We start from the raw sequence: 11407 nt of genomic DNA on the forward strand, positions 1-11407 counted from the left end.
AGGCTTTATATAAAGAGTCATACCAGGTTAAAAACACTATTTATTGATCTGAATCAAGTTAACAATTGCCTTCTATTACACAAATATCAGGATTACCGGTTATTTCGTAACAATACCTTCGGATTTATTAATAAAATCAGCCAGTGACGGTGCCAGTGTTTCACGTTTTTTGGTTCCAAGTGATTCCAGGATAACTTCACCGCTCAGGTTACAGACCGAAATAATTTCGGTGTCGTGATCGGTAGCGGCAATAAACAGCGTCGGACTCTGCTTCAGCCGACGTTTCATCACCAGGTGTCCGATTAAATTCTCCTGCACCCGACTAAAATCCTCTTCATTCCAGACCTGTAATAACGTCATCACACGCCCCTGCCAAACGGCCTGCATATCCGCCGCGAACTGAGCGGTATACCAGGCGACAACGGCAGGCTGGATCACAATATCCAGCGCACGCTCTACCGCTTCCAGCGTCGCCGGTAACGTAAACGGCCGGGGTTGCCAGAACACTCCCTGCTCGTCACTGTACTCAACACAGGGAGAATCGATTCCCGCGAGTGCTTCACTCAGCGGAAAATGGCCGGTTTGCTGCTGCCAGTTCTCACAATAGCGGCGGGTAAAGGCGTGTAAAGCATCTAAGGTTTGCTGCATCATTCATTTTCTCACTTCTGATCGGGTACACTGAGCACAACGTTTACTTTATCCGTGGTACTTTCATGACTCATTATGACCAACATCAGGCCCTGGAAGGTCTGACCCTGGGGAAAAAAACTTCCTACACTGAACACTATGCTCCGGAGTTATTACAACCGGTCCCGCGAAGCCTCAACCGTGACGGGTTGGGTTTACAGGAAGGTAACCTGCCCTTTCATGGCGAAGACCTCTGGACATTGTACGAACTCTCCTGGCTGAATGACCAGGGCGTTCCGCGCGTTGCTATCGGCTACGTGGCTCTCTGCGCCACCAGCCGTAATCTGATTGAATCGAAAAGTTTTAAACTCTATCTGAATAGTTTCAATCAGACAAAATTTGCAGATACTGAAACCGTCAGAGCCACGCTTGAAAAAGATCTCAGCGCTTGTGCCGGCGGAAAAGTCACAGTGACACTCTCCAGCCTCAGTGAGGCGGAAGGACAGCCGGTCGGCCATTTCGCCGGAGAGTGCATCGACGACCTGCCGATCACTGTCGATAATTACAGCTTTGATAATAATCTGCTGCAAGACGCCACCACATCCGACATCGTCGAAGAGACGCTGGTCAGCCATCTTCTGAAATCCAACTGTCTGATCACTCAACAGCCTGACTGGGGCTCTGTGATGATCCGCTATCGCGGTCCACGGATAGAGCGTGAAGCACTGCTACGTTACCTGCTCTCTTTCCGCCAGCATAATGAATTCCACGAACAGTGTGTTGAGCGCATTTTCAATGACCTGATGCAGTTTTGCCAGCCGGAACAACTGACCGTCTATGCCCGTTACACACGCAGAGGTGGCCTGGACATTAATCCGTGGCGCAGTAACGTGGCATTCGAAGCCCCTGTCGCCCGACTGGCCCGTCAGTAAACTCCGTAACTCCCCGTAATCATCACAGGAAATAACTACTTATCACTTGTGAAAATCCGTACGCCAGCGATACTCTGAAGCACCGGCCAGATAAAAACAGGGCCGGACAGGGAGCCGGCGTCACGGTAAATGATTTTACAGCCGCTGTGTGATGCAGCAGTTCCCCGCGGGGAGTAAGGAGTTCTCTTGATTACACATATCAGCCCTCTTGGGGCTATGGATCTGCTTTCACAACTGGAAGTAGATATGCTGAAAAGAACCGCCAGCAGTGACCTGTATCAGTTATTCCGCAACTGCTCACTGGCGGTGCTCAATTCCGGCAGCCTGACGGATAATAGTCAGCAACTGCTGTCACAGTTTACAGACTTCGATATTAACGTATTGCGTCGCGAGCGCGGCGTAAAACTGGAGCTGATTAATCCGCCGGAAAATGCCTTTGTCGACGGTCAGATCATCCGCTCCCTGCAGGCGAACTTATTTGCCGTGTTACGGGATATCCTGTTCGTCACCGGCCAGTTGAATCATTCGGCACGTTTTCGTGAACCTAACCCGAAAGATTCGGCCTACATCACCAATATGGTGTTTTCAATTTTGCGTAATGCCCGTGCTCTGCATGTGGGTGAGTTACCGAATACGGTGGTGTGCTGGGGAGGGCATTCAGTAAACCCTGTGGAATACCAGTATTGCCGGGATGTCGGAACGCAGTTAGGTCTGCGTGAACTTAATATTTGTACCGGCTGTGGCCCGGGCGTGATGGAAGCGCCGATGAAAGGTGCCGCTGTCGGCCACGCACAGCAGCGCTACCGTGAAGGACGTTTTATCGGCATGACCGAACCGTCGATTATCGCTGCTGAACCACCGAACCCGCTGGTTAATGAACTGATTATCATGCCGGATATCGAAAAACGGCTGGAAGCCTTCGTCCGTATCGCGCACGGGATCATTATCTTCCCGGGAGGCGTCGGGACGGCCGAAGAACTACTCTATCTGCTGGGCATTATGATGCATCCGCACAACCAGCAGCAGGTTCTGCCGCTGATACTGACCGGGCCGAAAGAAAGTGAAGACTATTTCCGTGTACTGGATGATTTTATTATCAATACCCTGGGCGAGGCGGCCACCCGTCATTACCGGATTATTATTGATGATGCCCATGCGGTAGCAAAAACCATGAAGCAGGCGATGCCCGCCGTGAAAGAGTACCGCCGTCAGACCGGCGATGCGTACAGTTTTAACTGGTCACTGCGTATCGAACCGGAACTGCAACTGCCGTTCCAGCCGACCCATGCCAATATGTCAGCCCTTAACCTGAACCAGGATCAGCCGAAAGAGAAACTGGCCGCAGATTTGCGCCGGATGTTCTCAGGGATCGTGGCAGGAAATGTGAAAGACATCGGGATCCGCGAAATCCGGGCCCACGGACCGTTTAAAATTCATGGTGATGCCGATATCATGCACCGCATGGATGAAATGTTACAGGGGTTCGTCGCTCAACACCGGATGAAACTTCCGGGCAGTGCGTATGTCCCTTGCTACGAAATCATCAGGTAGTCTCTCTGCTTACCGGCCAGCCGCCGGTAAGCAGCTTCTGTTTTTACTTTACGCAGTTTTCAGCGTTTATATTCTCCGGCAATTATGACTTATCATCTACTGATCATCGATGCACTGAACCTCATTCGCCGAATCCATGCGGTTCAGGGTAATCAGTGTCTGACCGGCACCCGTGCCGCCCTGCGCCAGTTACTGCAACACACCCAGCCCACCCATGTGGTCGGCGTATTTGATAACCCGCATCAGCGTGAAGGCTGGCGACACCAGGTACTGAGTGAATATAAAGCCGGTCGTCCGGAGATGCCGGAAGAGTTGCGCCTGCTGATGCCTGCCCTGCATCAGGTATTTGCTGAAAGCGGTATTCATTGCTGGCATGCCACCGACGATGAGGCCGATGACCTGGCCGCTACCCTGGCCTGTAAAATGGCGCAGGCTGGCCAGCAAACCACCATTGTGTCGACAGACAAAGGTTACTGCCAGTTGCTGGTGCCCGAAATTCGCTTACGTGACTACTTTCAGAAACGCTGGCTGGATGTGCCTTTTATCCGGCAGCAATACGGTGTCTCCCCCGGACAATTGCCGGATTACTGGGGGCTTTGCGGTATCGCAGGGAGCAAAATTCCCGGTGTGGCTGGGATAGGGCCAAAGAGTGCGGCAGAGCTTATCCGCCGTTTTGATAATCTGGAGACGCTTTTTCAGCAACTGGATCAGGTAGAAGAAAAGTGGCGTAAGAAATTACAGGGCGCGCAGGAAATTGCGCTGATCTCCAGACAGGTTGCCCGACTGGCAACCTGTCTGGATTTACAGGGAAACCTGAAAAGCCTGCGTTATCTGCCCGCGACGGGCAGGTAACGCAGTTTATTCGCGTTCGTCACGACGTCCTGGCGCGGCTCCCCAGATACGACGAACATGGACGGTGATCTCTTCGCGATCGTGGTAGAGGTGACGCGCCTGGATCTGTGCATTGATCCCCCCGGCCTGCAGCGATTCCGCGATCATTTGCAGGTTCTGAGTGACTTCTTCATAGCGTTTTTTCATCGGCAGTTTCAGGTTAAAAATGGCTTCCCTGCACCAGCCATTGATCAGCCATTCTGTCATCAGTGCCGCGACTCTGACCGGTTTTTCCACCATATCGCAGACAAGCCAGGTCACATTCGATTTTGCCGGACGGAATTTAAAGCCATCCTCGCGGCAATGGATCACCTGTCCGGTATCCATCAGCGCAGGGGCCATTGGTCCGTTATCGACCGCATACACCATCATACTGCGTTTCACCAGCTGATACGTCCAGCCGCCCGGACAGGCTCCCAGATCCACCGCATACATTCCGCTCCCCAGACGCTCGTCCCATTCATCTGCCGGCACAAAAACATGGAATGCTTCTTCCAGTTTTAACGTTGAACGGCTCGGGGCATCGGACGGAAACTTCAGCCGTGGGATCCCCATAAACAACGGAGAGTTGTTTTCCGGGTAAGAGTAACCGACATAGCAGGTACCGGAGGCAATAAAGAAAACATGCACGACCGGACGCTTTGCCGATTCATAATTCAGCAGAATACCGTTCTGACGTAATGCAGCCCGTAGTGGCACCGTGAATTTTCGGCAGAATTTAAGCAGTTCTTTGGCTTCATTAGTATCGGGGACTTCAACACGCAGTTCTCCCCCCTTTTCAACGGCCCCCGTCAGCATGCCACACACCGGAGTGATACGATCGTCCGGCGGTAAATCCCGTAATAATTCACCGACCACTATCATCTGTCGGGCAAAGATCAGTGATGCAAACGGGATCTGACGGATCAATTTATCGGCATCTTCATACTGATAACATTCAAAAATCACGTAGCCCGAATTATCCTTCACCCGCGCAAAACCAAACACTTCCAGTGCTGTGGCACGGGCGGTGATTTCTGCCGCACATTCTTTTTCAAACCCGGAACGACAATAGAGTAAAACCTTATTCATGGCTGCCTGCCTTTCGTTTCAGACGCAGAGCGCCAATCAACATCAAAAACCATCCGGCCAGGAAGCAAAGGCCTCCGACCGGCGTCACAAAAACTAAAAACATCAGATGAGACAGTGCCAGGCAGTAAAGACTGCCGCTGAAGAGAACTGTCCCTAACGCAAGGAGTGCTGCACTCCAGTAAAACCAGATATTCGCCCTGCGCAGCATTGCCGATGCCAGGCCAAGAATAGCCAGCGTATGGTACGCCTGATATTCAAGGCCGGTATGGATCCAGGCCATCTCATTGCTGCTCAGGGTTTTACTTAACACATGGGCGCCGAAAGCACCGAAAGCCACCAGTAAAAAACCGCTGATGGCGGCAAAAATAAACATCGTGCGGCTGGACATGTCCTGTTCCTCATCGGGTACGTTGGCTGCGTCCTGTTTTGCTAATCATAGCGAAAACGAAACTTTTCCTGTTCACTGGCGGCACGCGCCAGAATCCATTGCCGGAAAGCCGCTATTTTACCCAGATCTGCCTGACTGTCATGACAAACCAGATAAAAAGCGTTCTGACTGGCCAAAACATCATTAAACGGACACACCAGACGGCCACTTTCCAGTTCACTTTGCACCATCACGTTATTCGCCAGTGCAATCCCCTGCCCGTGGATGGCGGCCTGTAATACCATTGCGGTGTGGCTGAAGATGGGCCCCTGCTGAACATTGACATGGTTCAGTCCCAGTTGCCGGGTATAGCTTTGCCAGTCACGGCGCGATGCGTCATGCAATAAGGTGAAATGAGCCAGGTCGGCCGGGCTCTTCAGTGAAAACTCACCGGTCAGCAGCGCCGGTGAACAAACCGGCAGCAGATATTCAGCATACAGTTTTTCCACCCGCAAGCCCGGCCAGTTCCCCCGGCCATAGAAGATAGCCACGTCCACATCGTCAGAGAGTTTATCCTCTTCACGGTCAACCGCCTGGATACGGACATCGATGCCCGGACAGTCCTGGTTGAAGCTGGATAGCCTCGGGACCAGCCACTGGATCGCAAAACTGGGTAACAGACTGACCGTCAATGCACCTTTCGCACTCCGGGCCTGTAGTTTACGGGTAGCATCATTCAGTGCGGAAAATATTTCTTTAATATCCAGCGAATAGCTTTGACCTTCTTCGGTCAGTAACAGCGAGCGATTACGACGGCGGAACAGTTTCAGGCCGAGGAAGTCTTCCAGCGATTTAATCTGGTGGCTGACAGCGGCCTGGGTCACAAACAGTTCTTCGGCCGCCCGGGTAAAACTCAGGTGCCGTGCGGCCGCATCGAAGACTTTCAGGGCATTAAGAGGAGGCAGTCGTTTTGACATAACAGTCTTCAGATTCAGGGCTAATAGGATGCCGGAGCCGGAACGCACTCAGGCATTAGTTTTTTTTATCCGAAGCATTATAAATTGTCCCTTGAGGAAGCACCAGCAAATACCTATAGTTCACGCACTTCCTGAGCCGGAACGAAAAGTTTTCTGAACCAGTCATTTCAGACTCTTTTGGCTTTAGGTGGTGATGTTGTGTTTGCATTTGGTCTGTTTTTCAGACCTGATTTATTTCCTGTGATATACCCTGTCTGTCCATAGTTTATATTTTTACAGCACCGCTTTATGCGGTGTTTTTTTTTGTCTTTCGTATTCAATCCCGCCGATGATGCCATCTCCCCCCGTAAAAACGCTGCAAGCCGCAATAACTCAGCTTATGCGAAAAGCTAAACGTTTGCGCAGATATTTGCATAAATCCGGATTATGCATAAACCTGACAGAAGAACGGCATAATTAATCATTTCAGTAAAAAAATGGCAGGGGCCGGGGGGATAATACGTCAGAACCGTGGCAGGGCGAACAGGAGAGAAGATAAAGCAGCCGCCACCGGCGACTGCAATCAATACGATACCCTTACTGACCGAGCTGAGTCATTTCTTTCACATCAGAACGGTTGATTTGCTGCTTAATACCACTGCTGTCTTTATAGACGATCATACCGGTATCGTCATCAACGCTGGGTTTACCTTGTGCTACGATGGTACGGCCATCGTTGGTATGCATGACATAGTTAGACGAACAACCAGCCAGGGTGAAGACGAGCGCGGATACCGCGAATACTGCTGCGAGTTGCTTTTTCATTTATTATCTCCTTACAGATAAGAATACCTTAAACTGTCAGCGATTCTGTCAATATGCAGTCCATGTTTTCGTCCGTAGCGACGGATAACTAACATTAAGCAATAAATATGCTTACAGTCTGCTAATAAATCATATGACATATTTACAACTTTACCAGTGGGTGAGGTTTTTTCAGTCTTATCTTAAATTTACCGGACACGAGTACGTTATGAATGGTTTTGATGCCGCCCGTTTTCGCCAGCAGTTTCCTGCACTTAGCGGGGATGACATCTATCTGGACAGTGCGGCCACCGCCCTGAAACCTCAGGCGATGATTGATGCCAGCACAGCATGTTACCGCGCGGCGGGAACGGTGCACCGCAGTCAGCACTCGCAGGCGAGAAAACTGACCGCTGCTTATGAGCATACCCGCCAGCAGGTCGCGGAGTTACTCAACGCGCAGAGCGCGTCACAGATAATCTGGACCCGGGGCACGACCGAATCCATCAATCTGGTCGCACACAGCTGGCTGTCACATCAGTTACAAGCGGGTGATGAAATCCTGGTCAGTGAGATGGAGCATCACGCTAACCTGATCCCCTGGCTGATGATTGCTGCCGAAAAAGGGGCCCGCGTGGTGAAATGGCCGGTGACCGCTGAAGGGCTGCCGCGCAACGATCTGCTGCCGCAGCTATTGACCGGTAAAACCCGTTTGCTGGCGATAAGCCAGATGTCAAACGTGACCGGGGCACTCCCGGCATTGTCCGACATTATTGCTACGGCGCATGCCGCAGGCGTCAGAGTACTGGTCGACGGTGCCCAGGGGATCGTTCATCAGCCCGCCGATGTCACCGCCCTTCAGGCTGACTTTTATGCTTTTTCCGGCCATAAACTCTACGGCCCGACCGGTGTCGGGGTACTCTATGCCAGTACCGAATGTCTGGCGGAGATGAAACCCTGGATGGGAGGCGGAAAAATGGTCGACCAGGTCAGTTTCGATGGGTTCAGTGCAATGGCCCCCCCCCATGGTCTGGAAGCCGGTACACCGAATATTGCCGGCGTCTGCGCCTTTGGCGCCACTCTGGACTTTTTAGCCACCGTGGACCACCAGGCTGCAGCACTGTGGAGTGAATCTCTGGCCACTGACGCAGAACAGCAACTGGCGGAACTGCCCGGTTTTCGCAGTTTCCGGCAGCATAATGCCCCGCTGTTATCTTTCAGTATCGGGGGCATCCATCCGTCCGATATGGTGACCCTGCTGGCAGAACAAAATATAGCGATACGTGCGGGACAACATTGTGCACAGCCGCTGATGAAGGCGCTGGACATTCAGGGCTGCCTGCGCGCGTCATTTGCCCCTTATAATAATCAACAGGATGTTGACGCTTTTGTCCGGGCAGTCCGGATGGCCCATGATCTGTTAAGTGAGTAATGTTATGACGTCTTTAATCGCACCACATCCGTTTGGTCACGACATCACCGATGCCGGGTTAACTGAGCAGTTCGGCCAGTTCCGCCACTGGGAGGAACGTTACCGCCAGTTGATCCTGCTGAGCCGGAAATTACCGGCCCTGCCGGAAACACTGAAAACACCGGAGAATGAAATCAGCGGATGCGAAAACCGTGTCTGGCTGGGAAGTCAGCGGCTGGATGATGGCACTTTCCATTTTTACGGTGACAGCGAAGGACGCATCGTTAAAGGGTTACTGGCAGTGATGCTGACGGTATGTGAAGGGAAAACAGCCAGCGAATTATCCGGTGTCGATCCGCTGGCCATTTTTGACAGACTGGGGTTAAAAGAACAGCTTAGTGCCAGTCGCAGTAGTGGTCTGGAAGCTCTGGCCGCAGCCATTCATCGTATTGCCCGCAGCGCCTGAACCGCAGAGCATCAGGTGGCATCAGCCGCCTGACGTTCTTTTCTGGCGATAAACTTTTTCAGCGCGTGAGAAACGGCAATAAATCCGAAACTGGCCGTGACCATCGTGGCTGCACCGAATCCTGCAGCACAATCCATACGCTTCGGGCCTTCAGCCGTACTGCGGGAAGCACAGACAGTACCGTCCGGTTGCGGATAGACCAGGGCTTCGGTAGAGAACACACAGTCGATGCCCAGTTTGCCTTTACTGTTTTTAACGATAGAAAAATCGGATTTCAGTCGCTCACGCAATTTTGCCGCCAGTGGATCCTGAATCGTTTTCGCCAGATCCGTCACCGCAATCTGCGTCGGATCGATTTGCCCGCCCGCGCCGCCGGTAGTGATCAACGGGATCTTGTTACGGCGACAGTAAGCCAGCAAGGCCGCTTTGGGTCTGACACTGTCGATGGCATCGATGACGTAATCAAACCGGTTATCCAGCAGGGTAGCCACATTATCCGGCGTCACAAAATCATCAATACAGACAACATCACATTCCGGGTTAATCTGCCGCAGGCGTTCAGCCATGACTTCGGTTTTTGCCTGCCCCACGTTACCGCGAAGCGCATGGATCTGCCGGTTAGTATTGGTGATGCAGACATCATCCATATCAATTAACGTGATATGGCCGATGCCGGTTCTGGCCAATGCTTCTGCGGCCCAGGAGCCAACGCCGCCAATGCCAACCACACAAAAGCGTGCATCTGCAAACCAGTGCAGAGCCTGCTGACCATATAAACGACCTGTACCGCCAAAACGCTGGCGCCAGGTATCAGTCACTTCCGGCATAGATCCTCTTTCTTCTCATTATTCTTTATTACCGCATTCTTTATTACCGCAGGCGGAAGAGTGGCTATGTTTGCCCTCTTCCGCCGGATGCTTAGCGGGTCAGTAATCCTGTTCCCGGCGCGGATTTTAACACCCAGACGCGTCCGTAGTGATTATAAAAACCGGCCAGATGGGCCGCTTCAGGGCCAATCCCTTGATAAATATCGAAATGTTGTCCCTTAATTGCCCCGCCGACATCCAAAGCGACCATCAGCCTCATCCGGTACGTGCCATTAAACTTCCCTTTCTCATCCAGTTGTGGCACTTCGGCCAGCAATACGGTTCCGGGCGGGATCAGCGAGCGGTCGGCAGCAACGGAGGCTTTAGCCACCAGCGGCACGGCACTGGCCCCACGGACCGGAGTGTAGGATTCCGGATGGAAGAAGACAAAGGAAGGGTTTGTTTCCAGCAAGGCCCGGACCTCTGCATAAGAGTGGTTATTTGCCCACTCACGAATGGCCTGCATTGACATATCTTCCCGCTTCACTTCCCCGCGATCGATAAGCTCTTTACCGATGCTGTGGTACGCCCAGCCATTCTTGCCTCCGTAACCAAAGAAGGTCAACGGCCGGCCATCACCGTAATCCACATAACCGCTGCCCTGGACATCCATCATAAAGTTGTCAATTAATGAGTTACTCCAGGCAATCACATACCGGGAGCTTAGTGCACCGTTATAAATTTCTGCGCGGCTCGGCAATTTATGCCCGCGGCGGTGTGGTGGCATACGATAAATAGGGTACTGAAACTCCCCCTGACGGGTATAGCGGGCCTGGATCACCGGGGTGTAGTAGCCGGTGAACTGGACGTTCCCATAATCATCGGTCCCCTCCATCTGCCAGGCATTGAGACCAAACTGACGCAGCTCGCGGGTATTCCCCCCGGCGACCAGCCAGCTTTCAATGGCAGTATAGGTACTGCTGTTACGATTAAAGAGTGCGCCGGAAGCCCCCTGGATCTGCCGGACCTGTTCGGCAAAGTCTCGTGCGTTTACCGGGCTCCCTTTCGCATTCGGCTGGTTAACCAGCGCAAAGGGCTGATCCAGTTTTCCGTCTTTATATTGCTGACCGCGGTCGGTAGGCCGGGAAGAACATCCGGCCAGTAACGCCAGAAATGCCCCGGTCAGTGCAAGCTTTACCCATTTTCCTTTCATTACGCTGCCTTCGCTGAATTATCTGAAGCGAAGATAGCAGAGGCAGGGTGATAATAAAATCTTCCGCATTAACAGCCCTTGTGATTTACATAAAAAAAGAAAAGTGCCGTAAAATTCAGCAGATGACGGTTTTTTTTACGTTTTTTATCATAAATGGGTTGCATCAAAGGCTGTGGAGAGTATAGTGCGCATCCACGGACGCGGGGTGGAGCAGCCTGGTAGCTCGTCGGGCTCATAACCCGAAGGTCGTCGGTTCAAATCCGGCCCCCGCAACCAATTCACATTATGTAGTGGCAGTAACCAGTAGTATCG

The 11407-nt window shown here is 52.2% G+C and carries 12 protein-coding genes and 1 tRNA gene; 6 read left to right on the forward strand and 7 right to left on the reverse strand.

Annotated elements, in window-relative coordinates:
- Window positions 1-99: 99 nt before the first annotated feature.
- Window positions 100-651, reverse strand: a complete 552-nt coding sequence (gene syd / locus GTPT_RS15255; RefSeq protein WP_025902629.1) for a SecY-interacting protein — start codon at window positions 649-651, stop codon at window positions 100-102.
- 62 nt (window positions 652-713) lie between these two features.
- Between syd and queF the strand changes: the two genes are divergently transcribed.
- The 3 genes from queF (at window position 714) to xni (ending at window position 3962) form a co-directional block, all read left to right on the forward strand.
- Window positions 714-1559 carry an NADPH-dependent 7-cyano-7-deazaguanine reductase QueF gene (gene queF / locus GTPT_RS15260; protein ID WP_025902630.1) on the forward strand — a complete coding sequence of 282 codons (846 nt, stop codon included), beginning with the start codon at window positions 714-716 and terminating at the stop codon, window positions 1557-1559.
- 186 nt (window positions 1560-1745) lie between these two features.
- Window positions 1746-3110 carry a nucleotide 5'-monophosphate nucleosidase PpnN gene (gene ppnN, locus GTPT_RS15265; RefSeq protein WP_029989873.1) on the forward strand — a complete coding sequence of 455 codons (1365 nt, stop codon included), beginning with the start codon at window positions 1746-1748 and terminating at the stop codon, window positions 3108-3110.
- A gap of 84 nt (window positions 3111-3194) precedes the next feature.
- On the forward strand, window positions 3195-3962 hold the full coding sequence (xni, locus tag GTPT_RS15270) for a flap endonuclease Xni (protein ID WP_025902632.1): 768 nt from the start codon (window positions 3195-3197) through the stop codon (window positions 3960-3962).
- Window positions 3963-3968: 6 nt separating this feature from the next.
- On the opposite strand, the gene rlmM is transcribed toward xni, so the two are convergent.
- The 4 genes from rlmM to GTPT_RS15290 form a co-directional block, all read right to left on the reverse strand.
- Window positions 3969-5072, reverse strand: coding sequence for a 23S rRNA (cytidine(2498)-2'-O)-methyltransferase RlmM (gene rlmM / locus GTPT_RS15275; protein ID WP_025902633.1), 1104 nt, complete (start codon window positions 5070-5072; stop codon window positions 3969-3971).
- On the reverse strand, window positions 5065-5460 hold the full coding sequence (locus GTPT_RS15280) for a DUF423 domain-containing protein (protein WP_025902634.1): 396 nt from the start codon (window positions 5458-5460) through the stop codon (window positions 5065-5067). Before GTPT_RS15280 ends, rlmM begins: the two co-directional genes overlap by 8 nt.
- 41 nt (window positions 5461-5501) lie before the next feature.
- Window positions 5502-6416: a transcriptional regulator GcvA gene (locus tag GTPT_RS15285; RefSeq protein ID WP_025902635.1), complete on the reverse strand. Its 915-nt coding sequence runs from the start codon at window positions 6414-6416 to the stop codon at window positions 5502-5504.
- 576 nt (window positions 6417-6992) lie between these two features.
- Complete coding sequence (locus GTPT_RS15290) at window positions 6993-7220, reverse strand: YgdI/YgdR family lipoprotein (protein ID WP_025902636.1); 228 nt, start codon at window positions 7218-7220, stop codon at window positions 6993-6995.
- Between the two features lie 208 nt (window positions 7221-7428).
- Here GTPT_RS15290 and csdA point away from each other — a divergent pair, with 208 nt between their 5' ends.
- Window positions 7429-8631 carry a cysteine desulfurase CsdA gene (gene csdA, locus GTPT_RS15295; protein ID WP_029989871.1) on the forward strand — a complete coding sequence of 401 codons (1203 nt, stop codon included), beginning with the start codon at window positions 7429-7431 and terminating at the stop codon, window positions 8629-8631.
- A 4-nt stretch (window positions 8632-8635) separates the two neighbouring features.
- Window positions 8636-9076: a cysteine desulfurase sulfur acceptor subunit CsdE gene (gene csdE, locus GTPT_RS15300; protein WP_025902638.1), complete on the forward strand. Its 441-nt coding sequence runs from the start codon at window positions 8636-8638 to the stop codon at window positions 9074-9076.
- Window positions 9077-9087: 11 nt separating this feature from the next.
- On the opposite strand, the gene tcdA is transcribed toward csdE, so the two are convergent.
- Both tcdA and mltA read right to left on the reverse strand, forming a co-directional pair.
- Entirely contained in the window at window positions 9088-9903 is an 816-nt protein-coding gene (gene tcdA, locus GTPT_RS15305; protein ID WP_025902639.1) for a tRNA cyclic N6-threonylcarbamoyladenosine(37) synthase TcdA, read from the reverse strand.
- A 91-nt stretch (window positions 9904-9994) separates the two neighbouring features.
- Complete coding sequence (mltA, locus tag GTPT_RS15310; protein WP_029989869.1) at window positions 9995-11095, reverse strand: murein transglycosylase A; 1101 nt, start codon at window positions 11093-11095, stop codon at window positions 9995-9997.
- A 199-nt stretch (window positions 11096-11294) separates the two neighbouring features.
- Between mltA and GTPT_RS15315 the strand changes: the two genes are divergently transcribed.
- Window positions 11295-11371: transfer RNA gene (locus GTPT_RS15315), tRNA-Met, on the forward strand.
- The last annotated feature ends 36 nt before the right edge of the window (window positions 11372-11407 follow it).

It is taken from the genome of Tatumella ptyseos ATCC 33301 (genome assembly GCF_000735525.1).
In the GTDB taxonomy this organism is placed as follows: Bacteria; Pseudomonadota; Gammaproteobacteria; order Enterobacterales; family Enterobacteriaceae; genus Tatumella; species Tatumella ptyseos.

What these genes read in the sequence shown, in the direction of transcription:
- syd (WP_025902629.1), bottom strand. Translation starts at nt 651, where the DNA reads ATGATGCAGCAAACCTTAGATGCTTTACACGCCTTTACCCGCCGCTAT.
- queF (WP_025902630.1), top strand. Translation starts at nt 714, where the DNA reads ATGACTCATTATGACCAACATCAGGCCCTGGAAGGTCTGACCCTGGGG.
- xni (WP_025902632.1), top strand. Translation starts at nt 3,195, where the DNA reads ATGACTTATCATCTACTGATCATCGATGCACTGAACCTCATTCGCCGA.
- rlmM (WP_025902633.1), bottom strand. Translation starts at nt 5,072, where the DNA reads ATGAATAAGGTTTTACTCTATTGTCGTTCCGGGTTTGAAAAAGAATGT.
- GTPT_RS15280 (WP_025902634.1), bottom strand. Translation starts at nt 5,460, where the DNA reads ATGTCCAGCCGCACGATGTTTATTTTTGCCGCCATCAGCGGTTTTTTA.
- GTPT_RS15285 (WP_025902635.1), bottom strand. Translation starts at nt 6,416, where the DNA reads ATGTCAAAACGACTGCCTCCTCTTAATGCCCTGAAAGTCTTCGATGCG.
- GTPT_RS15290 (WP_025902636.1), bottom strand. Translation starts at nt 7,220, where the DNA reads ATGAAAAAGCAACTCGCAGCAGTATTCGCGGTATCCGCGCTCGTCTTC.
- csdA (WP_029989871.1), top strand. Translation starts at nt 7,429, where the DNA reads ATGAATGGTTTTGATGCCGCCCGTTTTCGCCAGCAGTTTCCTGCACTT.
- csdE (WP_025902638.1), top strand. Translation starts at nt 8,636, where the DNA reads ATGACGTCTTTAATCGCACCACATCCGTTTGGTCACGACATCACCGAT.
- tcdA (WP_025902639.1), bottom strand. Translation starts at nt 9,903, where the DNA reads ATGCCGGAAGTGACTGATACCTGGCGCCAGCGTTTTGGCGGTACAGGT.
- mltA (WP_029989869.1), bottom strand. Translation starts at nt 11,095, where the DNA reads ATGAAAGGAAAATGGGTAAAGCTTGCACTGACCGGGGCATTTCTGGCG.